Below are 21,008 nucleotides of genomic sequence, written 5' to 3' on the forward strand. Positions count from 1 at the left end.
GAGGGCGTTCTCGGTTCTCGTCGGCGCTGGAGCTCAACCGTGGTGGTTCTCGTCCTCGTGGTGGTGCTCGTCACCCTCGTGGTGGTTTTCGCCACCGTCGTGGTTCTCGCCACCGTCGTGGTTCTCGCCACCCTCGTGGTTCTCGCCACCGTCGTGGTTCTCGCCGGCCTCGTGACTCTCCTCGGCGCCACCCTCGTGGTTCTCCTCGGCGCCGGATTCGTCGTTCGCCTCATCCGATGCGGCCAGGGGTACGGTGTCGATCACGCCGGTGGAGGCGATGCTCCAGTGGGCGTTCTCGGTTGAGGCATCGCCTGCCGATTCCTCGGACGCCGGGCTGAGGGGATAGTCCTTGGGCTCGTCCTCGTAGTAGGCGCGTGCGGCTGCGGCCAGCATCGAGCTGACGGCAGCGGAGCGGGGGTCCTCGTCGGCAGCCTCGTCGACAGCCTCATCGGCGGCCTCTGGCCTGTCCGAGGAGTCGAGGTCAGCGGCGTCGAGGTCTGACGCGTCATCGCCGGCATCGGCATCGGCATCGGCATCGGAGTTGTCGGCATCGGAGCTGTCGGCGAGGTCGGCGAAGATCTCGACGCCCGAGGCATGGTCGTCGGTGTCTTCGACGTCGGCAGGCTGCTGCTCGGAAGCCTCGTCCGCGGCGTGCTCGTCATCCGACGTGTCGACGATCTCGGCAACGCTGTGGCGTGCCTCCTCGGTGACCGTCGGTGCGTCGGCCGCGACCGGCGCCGCCGCCCCGAACAGGATCTCGTCGAAGGACCGTGCCGGGGGCGCGGTGGACTCGGACTCGTCCGCGCTCGCCTCGTCGGCATTCGCCTCGTCGGCATTCGCCTCGTCGGCTACGTCGGCATCGGCTTCGGCAGGCTCAGCGTGCGCGTCGTCTGCGGCAGGAACCTCATCCGCGGGCGTGGACTCGTCGGTGGCGGGCTCGTCGCTGACCTCTTCCTCGGAGTCACCGTCTTCCTCGGAGTCACCGTCGGTGCGGGCGGTGCCCACCGCGGCGAGATCGTCGGCGACGGCCTCATCGGCGGGAGCTGCGGCGGCCTCGGCCGCCCATGCTGCCGCTGCGGCGACGGGGATCGCGACCACGGACTCGTTCGGCGCGAGGGTGGCGTCGGCGGCCAGGGCCTCAGCGGCCACGGGAGGAGCGATCGGCTGTGCCTGTGCCGGGTAGGCGGGCGGCGCGTGCCGACCGCCACGCATCAGATCGATGAAGACGTCTTCCAGCGTCGGTCCGCGCTGCACGAGCGTGCTCAGGGCGATGCCTGCTTCGGCGGCCACAGCGCCGACCGTGCCGGCGTCACCGCCACGGACGGTCAGGCCCGAGCGCAGCACCTCGATGTCGAACCCGGCTGCGGAGAGAGCGGCGCTGAGCGCATCACGATCCGCGGCATCGACGATGACGGAGCCGCCCTTCGGGTCGGCCAGGGTCTCGATGCCGCTGGCCAGCACCAGCTGGCCCTTCGACAGCACGAGCACGTTGTCGGCGACCTGCTCCACCTCGCTGAGGACGTGCGACGACACGAGCACCGTGCGCCCTTCGTCCGCGAGGCGGCGCATCAGCAGACGCATCCAGCGGATGCCTTCCGGATCCAGCCCGTTGGCCGGCTCGTCGAAGACCAGGGCGCCGGGGTCGCCGAGAAGCGCGTGCGCGACGCTGAGCCGCTGGCGCATGCCGAGCGAGAATCCGCCGATCCGCGAGTCGCCCTCACCGTCGAGACCGACCAGAGAGAGGACCTCGCCCACGCGCGCCAGGGGCACGCCGTTCGCCTTCGCGGCGATCGTCAGCTGCCGTTCGGCGGTGCGCCGCGGGCGGTAGGCGGTCTCTTCCAGCACGGCGCCGATCGTGCGCAGCGGCTGACGCAGCTCGCTGTAGGCCGTGCCGCCGATCGTCGCGGTTCCGGATGTGGCGCGCACCTGACCGAGCAGGATGCGCAGCGTGGTGGTCTTGCCGGCTCCGTTGGGGCCGAGGAAGGCGGTGACGGCTCCCGGCTCGACGCGCGCGGAGAAGTCCGAGACGGCGGTCACCTCATTGAAGCGCTTCGTCACGTGCGTGAACTCCAGCACCTGTCCTTCGGGCATCGTGACCTCTCGTCGCGTTGAACAGTTCCTCCCTATCCTGCCGGAAAAGCCTGTCGGATCCCGCATTTCGCGCGGAATACCGCCCTTCGGGAGAGGTAGCCTGGCACGCGTGACCGATTCTCAGGCTGCCCCCCGTGTCCTCGCCCGCACCGAAGGGGCACTCGGGCGGCTCACCCTCAACCGCCCGGAGGCGATCAACGCCCTCGACGCGGAGATGATCGGGATCCTCACCGAGACCCTCACCGCATGGCGCGACGACACCGATGTGCAGATCGTGCTGATCGACGGCGCGGGGGAGCGCGGCATGTGCGCCGGTGGCGACGTGCGCGCGCTGCACGGGCAGATCGTGGCGGGGCAGGCCGAACGGACCGCGGAGTTCTTCCGCGCCGAGTACGCCCTGAACGCGATGATCGCCGAGTACCCGAAGCCGGTCGTCGCCTACGCGGACGGCATCACCATGGGCGGCGGCATCGGGCTCGCCGGCCACGCCGCCATCCGCATCGTCACGGAGCGGTCGAAGCTCGCGATGCCCGAGACCCGCATCGGCTTCACGCCCGACGTCGGCGGCACCTGGCTTCTCGGACGGGCGCCTGGGCGTTTCGGCGAATACTTCGGACTCACCGGATCGACGATGAACGGCGCGGATGCCGTGTATCTCGGCTTCGCCGACCACTTCGTGCCCTCGGACCGTCTGGAGGCGCTGAGCGAAGCACTCGCCTTCCGCGCGGACCCGACCGGGCCCAGCGAGATCGTGCTGCTCTTCGACGAGACGCCCGAGCCCACGCAGCTGCCGGCATCGCGGGAGTGGATCGACGAGGCGTTCTCCGCACCGACCGTGACCGAGATCGTCGAGCGTCTGCGTCGGCAGGGGACCACGGATGCCGTCGCCACGGCCGAGCTCCTGGAGAGCCTCGCGCCGACCGGACTCACCGTGACCCTCGATGCCGTGCGCGAGGCGAGGGAGATGTCGGGCCTGCGCGCGGCACTCGAGGGCGAGTACCGACGGGTGCTGTGGTTCGTGAACCAGCATCCCGACCTCGTCGAGGGCATCAGGGCGCAGCTGGTCGACAAGGACCGCAACCCGAAGTGGGACCCGCCGACCCTGGCGGAGCTCGTTCCGGACGCCGGTGCCCCCGCCCGGGACTACGTGCCGCAGCCGGCCCTTTTCTGAGGTCGCGTCGCGCGATCCGGCCCTACGCACCCTCGTCGGCCACGGACGGATCCGGGGTGCGCGTCTGCCAGATCGTCCGGAGCACGTCGACCACGTCATCCGGATCGGCATCGACGGATGCGGCCTCCTCGACCAGTTCGCGGATGCGACGGATGACGGATGCCGGAAGCACACCCGCGGTCTCCGCCACCCGTGTGCCCGCTGCGGTGCGCGAGATCACGAGCCCCTCACCCTCGAGCATCTTGTATGCGCGTGCGGCCGTGCCGGGAGCGACGCCCAGATCGCTCGCGGTCTGGCGCACCGTCGGCAGCCGTTCGCCGGCGCCGAGTTGTCCCGAGACGATCAGGCCACGCAGCTGTCGGTAGATGTCGAGAGCCGGATTCGCCTCGTCGGCCGGCGACAGCTTCGGGTTCGGGCTCACTGTGCGGCCCTCGACTCGGCGGTGCGCGGGGCCGGAGCGGTGGACTCGGAGCCCTGCGCCAGCTGCGCGGTCACGAGGAACAGGATCGCGAACCCCGTGATCTCGAGCGCCGGAGCAACCCAACCGCCGATGGCGGCGAGCTCTCCGTATCGCCAGAACGCGTCGTAGGTGTCGCTGCGGCCGTCGCTCCCGACCGTGAGGCCGGCGATCGATCCCCCCTCGGCGATGAACCGGAGTGCGCCCGCCAGGGCGAGCAGGGCCGCAGATGCCGCGAGCCGGCTGATCCCGCTCGCGATGTCGCGACGCTCGCGCTGTTCGGCGACGACCGTCTCCGGGCGGAGGAACGCGCGAGCAGAGTTGGCCTGCAGTGCCGCCACGACGACGGCGATGAGGGCGGCGGTGCAGATGAGCACGGGGATGCCGTACGCCCATCCGTAGAACCAGGGCCGGATCGGATCGATGGTCTCGTTGGGGACGTCGATCTCGAGGTAGACATACGGACCGCCGTTGAGGTTCGACGATGCGAGTCCGGCGAGCAATGTGGTCGTCGTGAGGGCGAGAAGGGCGAGGGCGGTGCCCACCGACCCCACGCGGGAGCTGAAGGTCAGCCAGGTCCGGCGTGCGGAGACGACGGGACGCTCCGGAGGGGTGCTGCCTCGTGTCGCGATCATCGCCAGCAGGATGGCCACGCCGACGGATGCCGTGAAGACGGGAGTCGCGTACCGCCACCAGCCGACGACGCCGTTGAGGCTCACGCCGAACATCCCCAGGACGTACCCCGTGATCAGGTTCTCGGCGGCGAAGATCACGATCACGGCGATCGCCGCGATGCCGAGGGCGCGGTGCTCCGGCGTATAGCGGGCGGACACGGCGGTGGACGCCGAGGGCGTGAGCCGGACGCGGCTCCGTCGCCGTGCCGCCCCTCGGGGCGAGACGGCGATCCCCACCGCGATCCCCACCGCGATGATCGCCGCGAGGATCAGGGAGACCAGCGGCAGCGACAGGAGCGCGCCCAGCAGCGGGATCGGGTCGAGCAGAGATGCGATGTGCGGAAGCATAGGGGGTCCGTTCTCGTTTGTGTCGTATGTCTATCACAAGTTGTATCAACGAGTAAACACAAGGGATGCTCCGTCCGGGTCGTCCATTTTTTCGCCGGCGTGCAGAAACCGATGATCTCCGGGTGGAGGGGTTCGCTGTCAGCGAAGGTCAGCCCCGAGGGGGATACGAATGTCCACGGTTCGTGGCACTCTGTCTTGTGGCCGGTTGTCGGTCGGCATCCGTCTGCCGAGAAACCCGCCGTTTCATCCTTCCTAGAAAGTCCGCCTGTGCTGGGAAAAATCCTCTTCCGCTATCTCTCCCGATACCGGTGGCTGCTGCTCGGTGTGCTGGTGTTCCAGCTCGCCAGCGCTGCGGCGACCCTCTACCTCCCGCGCCTGAACGCCGACATCATCGACAAGGGCGTCGCCCAGGGTGACACCGCCTACATCTGGGGCACGGGTCTGTTCATGCTCGCCGTGTCGCTGGGGCAGATCATCGCCTCGGTCACCGCGACCTTCTTCGCCGCGCGCGCCGCGATGGGCGCCGGCCGCGACATCCGCGCCGACGTCTTCGGCAAGGTCAGCGGCTTCTCCGAGCGCGAGGTGTCGCAGTTTGGCGCCGGCTCGCTCATCACCCGCAACACCAACGACGTGCAGCAGGTGCAGATGCTCGCGATGATGGGCGCCACCATGCTCGTCACCGCCCCGCTGCTCGCGATCGGCGGCATCTTCTTCGCCATCCAGACCAACGTCGGCCTCAGCTGGCTGATCGCGGTCTCGGTGCCGGCGCTGCTGATCCTCGCCGCGCTCGTGATCGGCCGGATGGTGCCGCTGTTCCGCAGCTACCAGGGCAAGCTCGACAACGTCAACCGCATCATGCGCGAGCAGCTCACCGGTGTGCGCGTCGTGCGCGCGTTCGTGCGCGAGCGCATCGAAGAGGAGCGTTTCCGCGGGGCCAACACCGACATCATGGTCGTCGGCCGCAAGGTCGGCTCGCTGTTCGTGCTGCTGTTCCCGCTGTTCATGCTCATCCTCAACGTCACCGTCGTCTCGGTCATCTGGTTCGGCGGCATCGAGGTCAACAACGGCACGGTGCAGGTCGGCACGCTGTTCGCCTTCATGCAGTACATCGGCCAGATCATGGGCGGTGTCATCATGGCGAGCTTCATGGCGATGATGATCCCGCGCGCCGCGGTCTCCGCCGAGCGCATCGGCGAGGTGCTCGACTCCGAGTCCACCCTGGCGCGCCCCGAGAACGGCGTCACCGAGTTCCCGGTGCCCGGAGCAGTCGCGCTCGACGACGTCGAGTTCACCTATCCCGGCGCCGACTCCCCGGTGCTGCGCGGCATCAGCTTCGCGGCCGAGCCGGGAGAGACGGTCGCGATCGTCGGCTCGACCGGTTCCGGAAAGACGACCCTCATCTCGCTCATCCCGCGGCTGTTCGACGTCTCGGGCGGCTCCGTCCACGTCGGCGGCACGGATGTGCGCGAGGCCGACGTCGAGTCGCTGTGGGACAGCATCGGCCTCGTGCCGCAGCGTCCGTTCCTCTTCACCGGCACCGTCGCGTCGAACCTGCGCTACGGACGCGAGGAGGCGACCGATGAAGAGCTCTGGCACGCGCTCGACATCGCGCAGGGTCGCGACTTCGTCGAGGAGATGCCCGATGGGCTCGACTCGCGCATCGCCCAGGGCGGCACGAACGTCTCCGGCGGTCAGCGGCAGCGTCTCGCGATCGCGCGTGCGATCGTGCACCAGCCGCAGATCCTCGTGTTCGACGACTCGTTCTCGGCACTCGACCTCACCACGGATGCCCGGTTGCGCCAGGCGCTGTGGCGGGAGCTTCCGCACGTGACGAAGATCGTGGTCGCGCAGCGCGTCTCCACGATCACGGATGCCGACCGCATCGTCGTCCTCGACGGCGGCACCATGGTCGGCGTCGGCACGCATGAGCAGCTGCTCGAGACGAACGACACCTATCGAGAGATCGTCGAGTCGCAGCTGGGGGTGGACGCATGAGCGAGCAGAACAACGAACAGGGCACGGTCAAGCGCGGCCGCGGCCGCGGCCGCGGCAAGGCGGCAACGGCAGTGGCCGAGGTCGAGCTGTCGGCCGAGGAGCAGTACGAGGCCGAGCTCGCCGAGCAGGCGCGCCAGAACTCGGGTGACTGGGACAGTGTGGCGCCGGGCAAGGCCGACAACTTCGGTCCGAGCTTCGCGCGCATGATCGGGCTGCTGAAGCCCTCGGCGATCTGGTTCGTCTTCGTGTCGATCCTCGGCGCCTTGGGCGTCGTGCTCACGGTCGCCGCGCCCAAGGTGCTCGCCGAGGCGACGAACCTCGTCTACAAGGGCTTCATCTCCATCCAGCTCGGGCAGCCGAACGGCGACTTCCCCGGCTTCCCGGCCGGCACACCGCAAGACGTCGTGATCGATGCCCTGCGTGGTTCGGGTCAGGACGACTTCGCGAACCAGGTCGGGGCGCTGGGCGACTTCACCGTCGGCCAGGGCGTCGATTTCGAGGCGCTGCGTCTGGTGATCGCCGCGGTGCTCGCGATCTACGTGGCTGCGGCATTCCTCACCTGGATCCAGGGTTACGTCATCAACGTGATCATGGTGCGCACCATGTGGCGACTGCGTGAGTCGGTCGAGGCGAAGATCAACCGCCTGCCGCTGGCGTACTTCGACAAGGTGCAGCGCGGTGAGCTGATCTCGCGCGTCACGAACGACATCGACAACATCACGCAGACGATGCAGCAGTCGCTCTCCGGTGCACTCACCTCGGTGCTCACCGTGATCGGCGTGCTCGTCATGATGTTCTCGATCTCGTGGCAGCTCGCGCTCGTCGCACTCATCACGCTGCCGCTCATGGCGGTCATCTTCGGCATCATCGGACCGCGTTCGCAGAAGGCCTTCGGCACGCAGTGGCGCAAGGTCGGCCGGCTGAACGCCCGTGTCGAGGAGGCATTCTCCGGTCACGCGCTGGTGAAGGTCTTCGGACGCGAGAAAGATGCGCTGGACAAGTTCCAGGTCGAGAACGAAGAGCTGTTCCAGGCGAGCTTCAAGGCGCAGTTCCTCTCCGGCATCATCATGCCGGCGATGATGTTCGTCGGAAACCTCAGCTACGTGGGCATCGCGGTGCTCGGTGGCCTGATGGTCGCGAACGGCCAGCTGCGTCTCGGTGACGTGCAGGCGTTCATCCAGTACTCGCAGCAGTTCACGCAGCCGCTGTCCGAGTTGGGGGGCATGGCTGCCGTGGTCCAGTCGGGCACGGCATCCGCCGAGCGGGTGTTCGAGCTGCTCGACGCCGACGAGCAGGAGGCGGACGACGCCGATGCTCCCGAGCTCGTCGAGGGCAAGGGCGTCATCGAGTTCGAGAACGTCGCGTTCTCGTACACGCCCGACCGCCCGCTCATCCGGGACCTGTCGTTCCGGGTGGAGCCGGGGCAGACGGTCGCGATCGTCGGACCCACCGGAGCGGGCAAGACGACGCTGGTCAACCTGATCATGCGCTTCTACGAGCTCAGCGGCGGACGCATCACCCTCGACGGTCAGGACATCGCCGAGGCGACCCGCGACGAACTGCGCTCACGCACCGGCATGGTGCTGCAGGACCCGTGGCTGTTCGCCGGCAGCATCCGCGAGAACATCCGATACGGTCGCTCCACGGCGACCGATGAAGAGGTTCTCGCCGCCGCCAAGGCGACCTACGTCGACCGCTTCGTGCATGCCCTTCCTGAGGGTTACGACACCGTGCTCGACGAGGATGCCGCGAACGTCTCGGCGGGCGAGCGTCAGCTCATCACCATCGCCAGGGCATTCGTCGCGCAGCCGTCGATCCTCATCCTCGATGAGGCCACGTCGGCGGTCGACACCCGCACCGAGCTGCTGCTGCAGCACGCGATGGCTGCGCTCCGCGAGGGGCGCACGTCGTTCGTGATCGCGCACCGCCTGTCGACCATCCGCGACGCCGACCTCATCCTCGTGATGGAGCACGGCGACATCGTGGAGAAGGGCACGCACGACGAGCTCATCGCCGCGCAGGGCGCTTACTGGCGTCTGTACCAGTCGCAGTTCGAGCAGGCGGCGACCGACATCGACGCCGAAGACGCTCTCACCGGATCGACGCCCGTCGTCGTCACCGGAGAGGCCGGCGACGACGAGAGTGCGAAGGAAGAAGCCGCCGCCGTGGCCGGAGCATCGGTCGGGGCCCAGGCGCCCGCGGCCGAGGTCGCCGCCGCGCAGGCTCTGCTCGAGGACGGCGCCGACGGCTCCGCTCCTCGCGGCTGATCCCGCCGCACACGCCTCACGCACAGCGCCCCATCCCGCACACGCGGGGTGGGGCGCTGTGCTGTGTGCGCGTTCTGTGCGCGAGGTGCTGTGTACGCAGCAGGTGAGGAGCCAAAGAACGCCGCATCCTCAGGCCTGGAGGCGGCGTTCTTTGACTCTTCAGGGCGAGAGAGTCAGCGGGTGTCGGTGGTGATGCCGAGGAGCTCGAGCGGGTGGGTCAGACGCCACCAGGGACTCGGGCCCTCGACGTCTCGCGCCAGGACCAGGGGAACCGTCGCGCTGTCGAGGGGTCCGACGGCGGTCATCGTTCCCACCGTGTCGTCTTCATCGCGCTCGTCCGCGAGGTCGAAGGTCGGCGTCGCCGTCGCAAGGGCGCCGTTCCAGAGCACCACATCGGCGTCGGAGTCGGTGACGACCTCGACATCCTCGCCCCACAGGGTCGTGACGCGTCCGACGACCGTGCCCGCGGCGACCGCCGGGCCCTGCGCCTGCAGTGCAGCTTCCGTCTCGGCGAACAGCGAGCGGGTCAGGGCGAGCCGCTCATCGTCGCCCGCCTGGTTCAGCGCGGCGGCGTACAACTTCACCGTCGTGTCGCCGACCGTCACATCCTTCGCCGTGAGCAGGTTCCAGCCGACCAGCGTGCCGGTCTTGATGCCGACGACACCCGGGTCGGCGAGCATCTTGTTCGTGTTGACGACCGTGCCCGCGCCGGGCAGGTCGACCGATTTCGTTCCCACGATCTCGGCGAACACCGGATTCTGCATCGCCAGCTCGCCCAGTGCGATGAGCGAGTCGGGCGTCGAGACGTTGCCTTCGTCGAAGCCCGACGGGGTCACGACCGTGATGCCGGTGAGGCTGCGCTCTCTCAGCCAGGTCTCTGCGGCGGACGCGAATTCCCGGTCGGAGCCCCAGATCTCGGAGGCGAGCCGATCGATGTAGTTGTTCGCCGATCCGAGGAGCGTGCCCTGCAGCAGCTGGTATTCGGTCAGCACGCCGTCGACGGGCACATCCAGCGCGGATTGATCACTGCGCCGGTAGTCCCAGTACTCCACGCTGTCGCGGTAGCTGAAGCGGAACTCGGGGCCCTGCTCGCCGAGGGCCAGCGGCATCCGGTCGAGCACCATCAGGCTGCTCACGACCTTGGTGATGCTCGCAATGCTGACGGCTCCGGGGTTCGAGGCCACTGTGCTCAACCCGCCGATGCCGACAGCGGCGCTGCCCTCGCCGGGCCATGTGGGCGCAGCCACGGCGGCGGGGACGGTGCTGAACTCGACGGACTGCACCGTGGGCGGCACTTCGTGCAGCGGCCAGAGCATCGTCGTGCCGGCGTAGGCGGCGACGATCGCGACCAGCGTCGCCAACGGCACCAGGATCCCCGGACGGGCGATCGCCGGTCGCAGGTGGGCCCCGCGCATCAGTCCGCCTGTCTGCTCAGCCTCGGCCGGCTCGTCGAGGGTGGCGAGAGGCGGGTGCGCGGCGACCGTCGCGGCATCGACCCAGGTGAGGGCCGTCGCCCCGGTCGTGTCATCCGCCCACTGCGGTGTGCCCGCGTCGAGGAGAGCATTCGCGTCGTCCGCCGGCTCTTCACCGGTCGTCCGCTCGGACGGGACGAACGGCGGTTTGGTCAGCGGGGGTGTCGTCGGGATCGCATCCCCGGGCTCAGCGGGCTCCATGGCCTCGACGGGCTCGACGGGCTCGACGGGTTCGGTGACGGGCTCAGCGACGGGTTCGGTGAGGAACTCGGGTTCCGGCTCGACGTCGCCGCCCGTGGACTTCTGCGTCGTGAACAGCGCGCCGATCGCCGCGGAGTCGACCGGGATCGCCGGGGCCACGACGGCGTCCGGAGGGCGCACATCGCCCGCGAACAGCCGGTCGGCGGCGAAGGCGGAGGTGTCGCCGGAGTCCACTGCGAGAGCGTCCCGCGCGACCGGCAGGTCGTCGACGGGTCCGGAGGGGACGGCGTCCGGCGAGCCGTCGCCATCGACGACGCCCGTCGCCTCGTCGGCGGGATCTGAAGCGGTCACTCGTTTACGGTACCCAATCCCGTGCGCGTTGCGCGGCGCGCAGCCTCGTCGCGCACGGGGTGTCGTGAGCCGGTAGGCTCTTCAGCACAACCACGGGAGTCCGGCGAGCCGGGCTGAGAGGGAGCGAATCGCGCTTCGACCGTCGAACCTGATCTGGGTCATGCCAGCGCAGGGAGGAGTTCAGATGAGCACGTCCACGTCCACATCGGCGTCCGCGAAGGCCCAGGCCTCGACCCCGGCCAGGAGTTTCCTGCGCTGGCGCATCGTCGACATCGTCGTCGCCAGCGTCATCGGTGTCGCCGCCGGCCTGATCTTCCTCGCGTGGAACGTCGGCTACCTCGGCCCGAAGGCGCTGCTCGAGCCGTTGCTCCCCGGCGTCCAGGGCCTCCTCGACGGCCCGTGGCTCTTCGCCGGCGTCCTCGGCGGGCTGATCATCCGCAAGGCGGGCGCGGCGATCTACGTCGAGCTGCTCGCGGCGGTCGTCTCGGCCCTCATCGGCAACCAGTGGGGCGGATTCCTCACACTCGAGGCAGGACTCGTGCAGGGTCTCGGCGCCGAACTGGTCTTCCTCCTCTTCTTCTACCGCCGCTGGTCGCTGCCGGTCGCGATCCTCGCGGGCGCCGGTGCAGCCCTCGCCGGCGGGATCAACAACCTCGTGCTCTGGTACGCCGGTTCCGGCCCCGCCTTCACGACGATCTACCTGATCAGCACGGTCGTCTCCGGTGCCGTCATCGCGGGTGCGCTGTCGTGGGTGCTGGCGCGAGGCATCGCCGCGACCGGAGCGCTCGACCGATTCGGCTCCGGGCGCGAGGCGCGCGTCCGCGTCTGATGACGGCGGATCACACCGTCCCCGCCGCCGTCGAGGCACGCGGCTGGGGGTGGCGCCACGCGAGTCGCCTCGCCTGGGCGCTGAGCGACGTCTCGTTCCGCATCGACCCCGGTGAGCGCGTGCTGGTGCTCGGCGCGTCCGGCGCGGGCAAGTCCACCCTGCTGCACGGACTCGCGGGCGTGCTCGGCGGCGAGGAAGAGGGCGAGAGCACGGGCGAACTGCTCGTCGACGGTGCTCCCGCCGTCGCCACCCGGGGGCGTGCCGGCCTCGTGCTGCAGGACCCGGACTCGCAGGTGATCCTGGCGCGAGCGGGCGACGACGTCGCCTTCGGCTGCGAGAACCTCGGCGTTCCGCGGGCGGAGATCTGGCCGCGGGTGGAGGCGGCGCTGGATGCCGTCGGCCTCGATGTGCCGCTGGACCACCCGACCAAGGCGCTCTCCGGCGGACAGAAGCAGCGGCTCGCGCTCGCCGGCATGCTCGCGATGCGTCCGGGTCTCGTGCTGCTCGACGAGCCGACCGCCAACCTCGACCCGACCGGGGTCGTCGAGGTGCGTGACGCGGTGCAGCGGATGCTGCAGGCGCAGCCCGCGACGCTCATCGTCGTCGAGCACCGCCTCGAGGTCTGGCTGCCGCTCATCACCCGCGTGATCGTGATCGGGGCCGGGGGAGTGGTGGCCGACGGGGCACCCGGCGAGGTGCTCGGCGACCAGGGTGCACGGCTCGCGGCCGACGGCGTGTGGGTGCCGGGGCACGCTCCCGCCGCCCCGCCGCCCCCGCGCGGGATGCCGGGGGAGACTCTGCTCTCGGCGCGCGGACTCGCCGTCGCCCGCGTCAAGGGACGCCCGGTCGCCACCGGTATTGACCTCGACGTGCACGCCGGCCAGGCGCTGGCGATCACCGGGCCGAACGGCGCCGGCAAGTCCACGCTCGGGCTCACTCTCGCGGGACTCCTTCCGCCGGCCGCGGGTGACCTGACGGCATCCGCCGTGCTCGCCGCCGGGGCGGATCCCTCGCCGATCCGATGGGCGTCGCGGGATCTGCTGACCCGCATCGGCATGGTGTTCCAGGAGCCGGAGCATCAGCTGCTCGCCAAGACCGTGCGTGACGAGCTCGCCGTCGGGCCGCGCGCGCTCGGAATGGGCGAGGACGAGATCGCCGCGCGCAGCGACGAGCTGCTCGCGCGCCTGCGCCTGACGCACCTCGCCGCCGCCAATCCCTACACGCTGTCCGGCGGTGAGAAACGCCGTCTCACGGTCGCTGCGGCGATCGCGACCCGGCCCCGGGTACTCGTGCTCGACGAGCCCACCTTCGGGCAGGACGCCCGCACCTGGGCAGAACTCGTCGCCATGCTCGCGACGCTCCGCGACGAGGGATCGGCGATCGTCACGATCACCCACGACCTCGATGTCGCGCGCGCGCTGCACGCCGAGAGATTCGAACTCGGAGGCGTGTCATGACCCTGCTCGACACGCAGGCGCGCACCGGAGCTCTCGCCGCCGTCAATCCGGTGGCCAAGCTCGGCGTCAGCGCTCTGATCGCGGTGCCGCTGATCCTGACGCTCGATCCGGTGTCGGCATCCGTCGCTCTCGTGCTGGAGTTCGTGCTGTTCCTGTTCGCCGGTATCGGCTGGCGCGAGTTCTGGATGCGCACCTGGCCGGTCTGGCTTGCCGCACCCCTGACCGGCCTGACCATCGCGCTCTACGGCGAGACGAGCGGCACCGTCTACGTCGACTGGTTCGTGCTGCGGATCAGCGAGGGGTCGCTCGCGCTCGCCCTCGCCACCATGCTGCGGGTGCTCGCGATCGCGCTGCCCTCGGTCGTCCTGTTCATCACGGTCGACCCGACCGACCTCGCCGACGGCCTCGGCCAGATCCTGCGGCTCCCCGCCCGGTTCGTGCTCGGCGCGCTCGCCGGCTTGCGGATGGTGGGTCTGTTCCTCGACGACTGGCGCGCGCTCGAGCTCGCCCGCCGAGCGAGGGGCGTGGCCGATCGTCGTCGCATCCGCCGGTTCCTCGGCATGGCGTTCGCGCTGCTCGTGCTGTCGATCCGCCGCGGAGCGAAGCTCGCCACCGCCATGGAGGCCCGGGGATTCGGGGCTCCGGGGCGGCGGACCTGGGCGCGCGAGTCGCGGTTCGGCGCGGCCGAATGGATGCTGCTCGCCGTGGGCGCCGCGATCTCGGGTATCGCGATCGCCGCCGCCGTCGCCACCGGGGCGTGGAACTTCATCCTCGGCCCCGGAGCCTGAGTCGGGGCCGCTCGTCCACGCTCGAGAACCCCTCGATACTTCGACGCGACCCCGATACGGTGGGCGGCAAGGCAGCCCGGATGCCCCGGCGAAAGGTTCCGCGCATGAGCACTCCTTCTTCTGACTACGAGCCGATGTTCACCAGACCCGGTGAGGCGACAGTCGCTCCTCGCCACGCCATCCCGCCGCAGGGAACCCTCCCCGCCACGGCGAGGCAGATCGTCGAGGACGAGACCATCCTCGACGGCAACGCGCGGCTGAACCTCGCGACGTTCGTGGGCACCTGGATGGACGACGAGGCGAAGCAGGTGTACACCTCGTCTTTCGACAAGAACATGATCGACAAGGACGAGTATCCGCAGACCGCCGCGATCGAGGACAACTGCTGGCACATGCTGGCCAGCCTCTGGAACGCCCCGAATGCCGCGAACAGCATCGGCACCTCGACGATCGGCTCCTCGGAGGCGTGCATGCTGGGTGGCCTCGCGTTCAAGCGGCTATGGCAGCAGGCGAGACGTGCCGCGGGGAAGGACGCCTCCGCGCCGAACCTCGTGATGTCGGCGGCCGTGCAGGTGTGCTGGGAGAAGTTCTGCAACTACTTCGACGTGGAGCCCCGCTACGTGCCCATCAGCGCGGACCACAAGACGCTCGACGGGCACGACCTGGCGAAGTACGTCGATGAGAACACGATCGGGGTGGTCGCGATCATGGGGGTGACGTACACGGGCATGTACGAGCCGGTCGCCGCGATCGCCGCAGCCCTCGACGAGATCCAGAAGAGCACCGGCCTCGACATCCCGATCCACATCGACGGCGCATCCGGCGCGATGATCGCGCCGTTCCTGCAGCCCGACGTCGTCTGGGACTTCCGGCTCGAGCGCGTGCATTCGATCAGCACCTCCGGGCACAAGTACGGTCTCGTGTACCCGGGGCTCGGCTGGATCGTCTGGCGCGACGCACAGTGGCTGCCCGAGGACCTGGTGTTCAAGGTCAGCTACCTCGGCGGCGAGATGCCCACGTTCGCGCTGAACTTCTCACGCCCCGGAGCCCAGGTGCTGCTCCAGTACTACCTGTTCCTGCGGTTGGGATTCGAGGGGTATCGCGCGGTGCAGCAGGCCTCACAGGACGTCGCGAAGTTCCTCTCCGCCGGTATCGCGAAGCTCGACGCGTTCGAGCTCTGGAACGACGGCAGCGACATCCCCGTCTTCGCCTGGCGGCTGAAGGACGGCCATACGAAGAACTGGACGCTCTACCATCTGCAGGACCGGCTGCGGATGCGGGGATGGCTCGTTCCGGCGTATCCGATGCCGGCCGATCTCGAGCAGATCACCGTGCAGCGGATCGTCGTGCGCAACGGACTGAGCATGGACCTGGCGGCGGACCTCCTGGATGCGATCACCGCGGAGGTCGCCCACCTCGACGCGCTCACCGCGCCGATGCCGGACGACCACCCCGACTCCGCCTTCCACCACTAGGAAGCGGCGTCACGTCGCGTTCCAGAGATCTCGGTAGTAGGCGAGGCGCTCGCGGTCGGGCTCGACGCCGTAGGCCTCGATGAGTGCGTCCTCCCAGCCGGGGCCGTAGTTCCACTCGGTGCTCATGGTGGCGACGGCGATGTCGGCCCAGCGGTCGGCCACACCGAGCATGGCCAGGTCGACGTGCGCGAGCCAGCGACCGTCGTCGCCCACCAGAGTGTTCGGGCAGCAGGCGTCGCCGTGGCAGACGACGAGGCGGTCGATCTCGGGTGCGGTTCGGAGCGCCTCCGGCACGACGATGCCGCGCTGTTCGGCGTTCTCGATGCGCGACGACACGCTCCAGTCCCAGGGGCACTCCGCGACGGGCAGGGCGTCGTGCATGGCGCGGAGTGCCTCGCCGACGGCACGAACGGCGACCGCGGGCTCGGCGACCCACCGCGGGTCCACGGCGCTCAGCCCGTCGAGCGCGGCCGTGACCATCCACTCGTGCGTCTCGTCGCCGCCGCTGTCGAGCACGGTCGGCACCGTGATCCACTGCGAGGCCCACTGCATCCGCTCCGCCTCGTCGCGCAGTGTGGACTCGAGGTTCCGCGGACCCCACTTGATGAAGAACGGTTCGCCCTGGCCTGTGGCGCGGAAGGTCAGCCCGCCGGCATTGTTCCGCCACACGCACTCGAGGTCCGCGCCTCGGGCGAGGAGTCGGACGCGATCGGGCACGACGACGTCGTCGGTGGGGATGGTCATGTTCCCATCCTGCCGGAGGCTTCGGGCGGGGGGACCGATCCTGCCGCAGGCTTCGGGTGTCTGGACCGTTCTCGGTCGAGGCGGTGTCGTAGGCTCGCTGTGAACGCAGCTCCTGCGGGCGGGCGCCACCCGTTTCGTGGTGGAACCAGGAACCACGTAGGCTGAGACCGCGTTCCAGCGAAGCGTGTCGCGCAACGACGTTCGAAGGAGAACCTCAGATGCAGATCAGCGGTCAGGGTGCACTCATCACCGGAGGGGCCTCTGGCCTCGGGCTCGCCACCGCACGCAGGCTCGTGGCGGCAGGAGCCCATGTCACGATCATCGACCTCCCCTCGTCGAAGGGCGCGGAGATCGCGGACGAGCTCGGCGGACTCTTCGTCGCCGCCGACGTCACGAGCGCCGACGAGGTGCAGGCCGCCGTGGCCGCCGCGCAGTCCGCGGCCCCGTTGCGCGTCGTCGTGAACTGCGCCGGCATCGCGCCGCCCGCCAAGGTGCTCGACCGCGAGGGCAATCCCGCGGTGCTCGCCGACTTCGAGCGCGTGATCCGCATCAACCTCGTCGGCACGTTCAACGTCATCTCGCAGGCCTCGGCCGTGATCGCGAAGAACGAGCTGCACGACGAGGAGCGCGGCGTCATCGTCAACACCGCGAGCGTCGCGGCGTTCGACGGTCAGATCGGTCAGCCCGCCTACTCCGCGTCGAAGGGCGGCGTGCACGCGATGACCCTCCCCGTCGCACGCGAACTCGCGCGCCACGGCATCCGGGTGTGCACGATCGCCCCCGGCATCATGGAGACGCCGATGCTGATGGGTCTCCCGCAGGCCGCGCAGGACTCCCTCGGCCAGCAGGTTCCCTTCCCGTCGCGCCTCGGTCGCCCCGATGAGTACGCCGCCCTCGTGCAGCAGATCGTCGAGAACGGCTACCTCAACGGCGAGACCATCCGTCTCGACGGCGCCATCCGCATGGCCCCGAGATGACCGCAGCTCCCACTTCCCGTCGCGATCAGAACCCAGGAGAAACCATGTCCCTTGCCGGAAAGACCATCCTGATGTCGGGCGGCAGCCGCGGAATCGGACTCGCGATCGCGCTGCGGGCAGCCGCCGACGGCGCGAACATCGCGATGCTCGCGAAGACCGACACCCCGCATCCGAAGCTCGAAGGCACCATCCACACCGCCGCCGAGCAGATCCGGGCAGCCGGCGGCAACGCGCTCCCGATCGTCGGTGACGTGCGCGACGACGACGACATCACCGAAGCGGTCATGAAGACGCAGGGCGAGTTCGGCGGCATCGACATCGTCATCAACAACGCCAGCGTCATCGACCTCTCGCGCTCGCTCGACCTGGGCGCCAAGAAGTACGACCTGATGCAGGACGTCAACGTGCGCGGCACCTTCATGCTGTCGCGCGCGGCCGTGCCGATCCTGAAGGACGCAGAGAACCCGCACATCCTCTCTCTCTCGCCGCCGCTCAACCCGAGCCCGAAGTGGCTCGGCGCGCACACGGGGTACACGCTCGCGAAGTTCGGCATGACGCTGGCGACGCTCGGCCTCGCGGCGGAGTTCGCGCGCGACGGGATCGCCGCCAACACGCTGTGGCCCCGCACCACGATCGCGACGGCGGCCGTGCAGAACCTGCTCGGCGGCGACAAGGTCATGGCCGCGAGTCGCACGCCCGCGATCTATGCGGACGCCGCGTACGCCGTGCTGCTCAAGCCCGCCGCGTCGTACACGGGGCAGTCGCTCATCGTGGAAGACGTGCTCGAGGCCGACGGGGTGACCGACTTCTCGGGCTACGCCGCGATCCCCGGCACACCCGACAGCGCGCTGTTCCCGGATATCTTCCTGGACTGAGGGCGGGGCACGCCGCTCAGATCAGCAGGTACACCGCGCCGAGGATCGTCAGCACGATCACGATGCGGTCGAACACGCGCTGGTTCATGCGCGGCGCGACCCGGAGGCCGAGCAGCGCACCGATCACCACGAGCGGGGCGAGCACGGCATCCATCAGCAGCACCGGCGGGTGGAACAGTCCGAGGCCGGCGAGGAACGGCACCTTGATCACGTTGATGATGGCGAAGAACCACGCCGAGGTGCCGAGGAACACCTGCACGGGCGTGCGGGTGGCCAGGAAGTACATCGACATGACCGGTCCGCCCGCGTTGGCGACCATGGTCGTGAATCCGCCGAGCGTGCCGTAGGCACCCGCGAGCACGATGCCACCCGACGGCGGGGCCACTGTGTCGGCCTTCGCGTCGGCCTTGCTCTGCCGCCACCGGCGCCACAGGGTCACGGCGATCATCAGGAGCAGGATCACGCCGATGGCCCGCCGGACGACCCCGTCACCGGCGAGTGCGAGGAACGCGAATCCGACGAGGAGCCCCGCGATGACCGCGGGGGCGAGGCGCAGCAGCGTCGGCCAGTGGGCGTGCCGGCGGTAGGCGAACAGCGCGAACAGGTCACCCACCATGAGCAGCAGCAGGGTCGCGGCTGTCGAAGTGCGGGCGGGCAGCACCGCGGCGAACAGGGCGATGGCCAGGATGCTGCCGCCGGGCAGCGCGGTCTTCGAGATGCCGATCGTCACCGCGGCCACGGCGAGGGCGACCCATGCCCACGGGTCGAGCGCGATCACCGTTCGAGCTCGGCGACGATCGCGTCGTAGCCGCGGCTCCTCGCGAGGTCGACCGGCAGCACACCGTCGCCGTCGCGGATGCCGATGTCCGCCCCGCCGTCGATGAGCGCGCGCACGACCTCGACGTAGCGGGAGGAGCCGTCGCCGAGCACGATCGCCTCGTGCAGCGCCGTCCAGTTCAGGTTGTTGACGTGGTTCGGGTCGACACCCGCCTCGAGCAGGATCTCGACCGTCGCCAGCAGTCCGCGTTCGGAGGCCGGGATCAGGGCGGTGCCGCCGAAGCGGTTCGTGCTCGTCAGGTCGGCGCCGCTCTCGAGCGTCAGACGCAGGATCTCGTCGTGACCGCGGGCCCCGGCGTACAGATAGGCGGAGTCCTGGATGTCGTCCTTCGCGTTCACGTCGGCGCCGGCCTCGATGAGCGCCCGTGCCGCGTCGACCTGATCCGCCTTGGTCGCCGCGACCAGGGCGGTCATGCCGCCGTCGCCCCGGCCCTCGATCGCAGCCCCCGCATCGAGGGCCGCGCGCACGGCATCCGCATCTCCGTCTCCGGCGGCGATGAGCAGGTCCTGAGTGGCGTCGGACATGGAGACCTCCGGTGTCGGTGCGGACGGGGCGCGGTTCGCGGTGCAAGCCGTCGCGGTCAGCAGCACGGCGACGAGTGCACCGAGGATGAGGGTCGGGTGCACACGCATGCGTCTGGTATACCAAACGATGCTGAACGCCGTCGGTCGATCAGCTGCAAGTGGCGGCGAGTGCGGCCGTGAACCGGGCGGCGCGCTGCTCGATGTCGGCCCAATCGGATGCGGCGATCGATGCCCCGTTGGCCAGGTCGCCACCGGCGCCGACCGCGACCGCACCCGCCGCGAACCAGGCTGCGAGGTTGTCGGGGCTCACGCCGCCGGTCGGCATGAGCGGGGCGTCGGGGAACGGGCCCCGCAGTGCGCCGAGGTACGACGGGCCGCCCAGCGATGCCGGGAAGATCTTCACGACGTCGACGCCGAGTTCGAGCGCGCTCATGACCTCGGTGGGGGTCATGGCCCCGGTCATCACGACGCGATCGGTGTCGAGCATCGAGCGGGTCAGGTGAGGGAGCGTGCCGGGGCTGACGAGGAACTCCGCCCCCGCATCCGCGGCCGCCGCTGCCTGCGCGGCGGTCGTCACGGTCCCGGCGCCGATGTACGCGGCGTCGCCGTGGCGGGCGATGAGTTCGCGGATCACGGCGGGCGCGTCCGGAGTCGAGAAGGTCACCTCGATGCCGGTGACCCCGCCGCGGATGATCGCCTCGGAGGCCTCCAGGGCCAGCTCGGGGGACGAAGCGCGGAGCACGGCGAGGATGCCGGTGCTGCGGGCGCGGTCGAGACGGTCTGTCATGAGGCTCCTTGCGGTGGGGGACCCTCCCATTCTCCCTCGCCGGGGAGTCCGCTTCCGCGCGGGGAGGTACCGGTCCGTCGCTCTCAGCTGCGGTGCGGAACCCAGGCGTCGATCAGGAGCTTCGACTCCTTGAGCCCGAGGCCCGTCTGCTCCCGGAGCAGCTTGATCGCCCCGATCTGGGAATCGCGGGCGATGAGACCGTCGATCTCGGATGCCACGGATGCCGGCAGCGAGGCGCGCACGGTCGACGGCGTCAGCGCACTCGGGGTGATGGAGGAGTGCACGGCGCTGGCGTTCGACACGGCGGCGAGGTGCGGAGCGGTCGTGCTGGCCGACCAGTGCTCCACGCGATCCTTCGCCTCTTTCAGGCCCACGCCGGTGTGGTCGCGGTAGAGCTTGATGGCGTGGATCTTGTGCCCTGCTCCGACGAGCCGGTCGATCTCGGCGACGACGTCGGGGGTGAGTCCGGAGGCGGGTGCCGACGCCGAGGAGGCGGGAGCGGAGCGCGGCGTCGCGGCCGTCGGCGTGAAGACCTGCGGTTCCGGCAGCTTCGGCCGCATCCCGCGCAGCGCGACCGTCAGGATCGCGACGACGACGATCAGGCCGACGACGATCCCGACGATCCACAGCACAGCATCCATGGGGTCAGTCTACGGAGACGCCATCCGCCGCCCCAGGGGCTCGCGG

18 protein-coding genes and 1 riboswitch are annotated in these 21,008 nt (G+C 69.7%); of the genes, 9 read left to right on the forward strand and 9 right to left on the reverse strand.

Annotated features, from left to right (window positions below; genetic code table 11):
- Positions 1 to 33: 33 nt before the first annotated feature.
- A complete protein-coding gene (locus J7E45_RS12495; protein ID WP_215069560.1) occupies positions 34 to 2,091 on the reverse strand; it encodes an ATP-binding cassette domain-containing protein in 2,058 nt (685 codons plus the stop codon).
- Between the two features lie 109 nt (positions 2,092 to 2,200).
- On the opposite strand from J7E45_RS12495, the gene J7E45_RS12500 reads away from it, so the two are divergent.
- Positions 2,201 to 3,262: an enoyl-CoA hydratase/isomerase family protein gene (locus tag J7E45_RS12500; RefSeq protein ID WP_215069561.1), complete on the forward strand. Its 1,062-nt coding sequence runs from the start codon at positions 2,201 to 2,203 to the stop codon at positions 3,260 to 3,262.
- A gap of 22 nt (positions 3,263 to 3,284) precedes the next feature.
- Here the strand turns inward: J7E45_RS12500 and J7E45_RS12505 are convergent, their stop codons facing one another.
- Both J7E45_RS12505 and J7E45_RS12510 read right to left on the reverse strand, forming a co-directional pair.
- Positions 3,285 to 3,683 carry a GntR family transcriptional regulator gene (locus J7E45_RS12505; RefSeq protein WP_091031614.1) on the reverse strand — a complete coding sequence of 133 codons (399 nt, stop codon included), beginning with the start codon at positions 3,681 to 3,683 and terminating at the stop codon, positions 3,285 to 3,287.
- Positions 3,680 to 4,741, reverse strand: a complete 1,062-nt coding sequence (locus tag J7E45_RS12510) for a hypothetical protein (protein WP_215069562.1) — start codon at positions 4,739 to 4,741, stop codon at positions 3,680 to 3,682. Before J7E45_RS12510 ends, J7E45_RS12505 begins: the two co-directional genes overlap by 4 nt.
- Before the next feature lie 267 nt (positions 4,742 to 5,008).
- Here J7E45_RS12510 and J7E45_RS12515 point away from each other — a divergent pair, with 267 nt between their 5' ends.
- Complete coding sequence (locus J7E45_RS12515) at positions 5,009 to 6,736, forward strand: ABC transporter ATP-binding protein (RefSeq protein ID WP_167632637.1); 1,728 nt, start codon at positions 5,009 to 5,011, stop codon at positions 6,734 to 6,736.
- Complete coding sequence (locus tag J7E45_RS12520) at positions 6,733 to 9,003, forward strand: ABC transporter ATP-binding protein (protein WP_215069563.1); 2,271 nt, start codon at positions 6,733 to 6,735, stop codon at positions 9,001 to 9,003. Before J7E45_RS12515 ends, J7E45_RS12520 begins: the two co-directional genes overlap by 4 nt.
- A 173-nt stretch (positions 9,004 to 9,176) precedes the next feature.
- Here J7E45_RS12520 and J7E45_RS18200 read toward each other — a convergent pair whose 3' ends face one another.
- Positions 9,177 to 11,027, reverse strand: a complete 1,851-nt coding sequence (locus J7E45_RS18200) for a D-alanyl-D-alanine carboxypeptidase family protein (protein ID WP_215069564.1) — start codon at positions 11,025 to 11,027, stop codon at positions 9,177 to 9,179.
- 82 nt (positions 11,028 to 11,109) lie between these two features.
- Positions 11,110 to 11,221, forward strand: a riboswitch (TPP riboswitch).
- Here J7E45_RS18200 and J7E45_RS12530 point away from each other — a divergent pair.
- The 4 genes from J7E45_RS12530 to J7E45_RS12545 all read left to right on the forward strand — a co-directional run bounded on the left by J7E45_RS12530 (position 11,212) and on the right by J7E45_RS12545 (position 15,576).
- Positions 11,212 to 11,856 (forward strand): ECF transporter S component, encoded by a 645-nt coding sequence (locus tag J7E45_RS12530; protein WP_215069565.1) that lies wholly within the window; start codon positions 11,212 to 11,214, stop codon positions 11,854 to 11,856. (Overlaps the previous riboswitch by 10 nt.)
- Positions 11,856 to 13,313: an ABC transporter ATP-binding protein gene (locus J7E45_RS12535; RefSeq protein WP_215069566.1), complete on the forward strand. Its 1,458-nt coding sequence runs from the start codon at positions 11,856 to 11,858 to the stop codon at positions 13,311 to 13,313. The genes J7E45_RS12530 and J7E45_RS12535 overlap by 1 nt, the downstream gene beginning before the upstream one ends.
- Positions 13,310 to 14,101: an energy-coupling factor transporter transmembrane protein EcfT gene (locus tag J7E45_RS12540; protein ID WP_215069568.1), complete on the forward strand. Its 792-nt coding sequence runs from the start codon at positions 13,310 to 13,312 to the stop codon at positions 14,099 to 14,101. The genes J7E45_RS12535 and J7E45_RS12540 overlap by 4 nt, the downstream gene beginning before the upstream one ends.
- Before the next feature lie 104 nt (positions 14,102 to 14,205).
- Positions 14,206 to 15,576: a glutamate decarboxylase gene (locus J7E45_RS12545; protein ID WP_215069570.1), complete on the forward strand. Its 1,371-nt coding sequence runs from the start codon at positions 14,206 to 14,208 to the stop codon at positions 15,574 to 15,576.
- 9 nt (positions 15,577 to 15,585) lie between these two features.
- Here J7E45_RS12545 and J7E45_RS12550 read toward each other — a convergent pair whose 3' ends face one another.
- Complete coding sequence (locus J7E45_RS12550) at positions 15,586 to 16,320, reverse strand: aminoglycoside 3'-phosphotransferase (RefSeq protein ID WP_215069572.1); 735 nt, start codon at positions 16,318 to 16,320, stop codon at positions 15,586 to 15,588.
- Between the two features lie 218 nt (positions 16,321 to 16,538).
- On the opposite strand from J7E45_RS12550, the gene J7E45_RS12555 reads away from it, so the two are divergent.
- Together J7E45_RS12555 and J7E45_RS12560 are read left to right on the forward strand one after the other, a co-directional pair.
- The gene (locus tag J7E45_RS12555; RefSeq protein ID WP_091031587.1) at positions 16,539 to 17,297 is read left to right on the forward strand and encodes an SDR family NAD(P)-dependent oxidoreductase; all 759 of its coding nucleotides are present in this window, start codon (positions 16,539 to 16,541) and stop codon (positions 17,295 to 17,297) included.
- 44 nt (positions 17,298 to 17,341) lie between these two features.
- Entirely contained in the window at positions 17,342 to 18,172 is an 831-nt protein-coding gene (locus J7E45_RS12560; protein WP_167632631.1) for an NAD(P)-dependent oxidoreductase, read from the forward strand.
- 16 nt (positions 18,173 to 18,188) lie between these two features.
- Here J7E45_RS12560 and J7E45_RS12565 read toward each other — a convergent pair whose 3' ends face one another.
- The 4 genes from J7E45_RS12565 to J7E45_RS12580 all read right to left on the reverse strand — a co-directional run bounded on the left by J7E45_RS12565 (position 18,189) and on the right by J7E45_RS12580 (position 20,962).
- On the reverse strand, positions 18,189 to 18,950 hold the full coding sequence (locus J7E45_RS12565) for a sulfite exporter TauE/SafE family protein (RefSeq protein WP_215069574.1): 762 nt from the start codon (positions 18,948 to 18,950) through the stop codon (positions 18,189 to 18,191).
- Positions 18,947 to 19,642, reverse strand: coding sequence for an ankyrin repeat domain-containing protein (locus J7E45_RS12570; RefSeq protein WP_215069576.1), 696 nt, complete (start codon positions 19,640 to 19,642; stop codon positions 18,947 to 18,949). The genes J7E45_RS12565 and J7E45_RS12570 overlap by 4 nt, the downstream gene beginning before the upstream one ends.
- 40 nt (positions 19,643 to 19,682) lie before the next feature.
- Positions 19,683 to 20,321 carry a bifunctional 4-hydroxy-2-oxoglutarate aldolase/2-dehydro-3-deoxy-phosphogluconate aldolase gene (locus J7E45_RS12575; RefSeq protein WP_215069578.1) on the reverse strand — a complete coding sequence of 213 codons (639 nt, stop codon included), beginning with the start codon at positions 20,319 to 20,321 and terminating at the stop codon, positions 19,683 to 19,685.
- 83 nt (positions 20,322 to 20,404) lie between these two features.
- Positions 20,405 to 20,962, reverse strand: a complete 558-nt coding sequence (locus J7E45_RS12580) for a ribosomal protein L7/L12 (protein WP_237682261.1) — start codon at positions 20,960 to 20,962, stop codon at positions 20,405 to 20,407.
- Positions 20,963 to 21,008: the final 46 nt, after the last annotated feature.

It is taken from the genome of Microbacterium sp. ISL-59 (assembly GCF_018613945.1).
Classification (GTDB): domain Bacteria; phylum Actinomycetota; class Actinomycetes; order Actinomycetales; family Microbacteriaceae; genus Microbacterium; species Microbacterium oxydans_B.

What these genes read in the sequence shown, in the direction of transcription:
- J7E45_RS12580 (WP_237682261.1), bottom strand. Translation starts at nt 20,962, where the DNA reads ATGGATGCTGTGCTGTGGATCGTCGGGATCGTCGTCGGCCTGATCGTC.
- J7E45_RS12540 (WP_215069568.1), top strand. Translation starts at nt 13,310, where the DNA reads ATGACCCTGCTCGACACGCAGGCGCGCACCGGAGCTCTCGCCGCCGTC.
- J7E45_RS12535 (WP_215069566.1), top strand. Translation starts at nt 11,856, where the DNA reads ATGACGGCGGATCACACCGTCCCCGCCGCCGTCGAGGCACGCGGCTGG.
- J7E45_RS12510 (WP_215069562.1), bottom strand. Translation starts at nt 4,741, where the DNA reads ATGCTTCCGCACATCGCATCTCTGCTCGACCCGATCCCGCTGCTGGGC.
- J7E45_RS12555 (WP_091031587.1), top strand. Translation starts at nt 16,539, where the DNA reads ATGCAGATCAGCGGTCAGGGTGCACTCATCACCGGAGGGGCCTCTGGC.
- J7E45_RS12495 (WP_215069560.1), bottom strand. Translation starts at nt 2,091, where the DNA reads ATGCCCGAAGGACAGGTGCTGGAGTTCACGCACGTGACGAAGCGCTTC.
- J7E45_RS12575 (WP_215069578.1), bottom strand. Translation starts at nt 20,321, where the DNA reads ATGACAGACCGTCTCGACCGCGCCCGCAGCACCGGCATCCTCGCCGTG.
- J7E45_RS12530 (WP_215069565.1), top strand. Translation starts at nt 11,212, where the DNA reads ATGAGCACGTCCACGTCCACATCGGCGTCCGCGAAGGCCCAGGCCTCG.
- J7E45_RS12550 (WP_215069572.1), bottom strand. Translation starts at nt 16,320, where the DNA reads ATGACCATCCCCACCGACGACGTCGTCGTGCCCGATCGCGTCCGACTC.
- J7E45_RS12570 (WP_215069576.1), bottom strand. Translation starts at nt 19,642, where the DNA reads ATGCGTGTGCACCCGACCCTCATCCTCGGTGCACTCGTCGCCGTGCTG.
- J7E45_RS12545 (WP_215069570.1), top strand. Translation starts at nt 14,206, where the DNA reads ATGAGCACTCCTTCTTCTGACTACGAGCCGATGTTCACCAGACCCGGT.
- J7E45_RS12520 (WP_215069563.1), top strand. Translation starts at nt 6,733, where the DNA reads ATGAGCGAGCAGAACAACGAACAGGGCACGGTCAAGCGCGGCCGCGGC.
- J7E45_RS12560 (WP_167632631.1), top strand. Translation starts at nt 17,342, where the DNA reads ATGTCCCTTGCCGGAAAGACCATCCTGATGTCGGGCGGCAGCCGCGGA.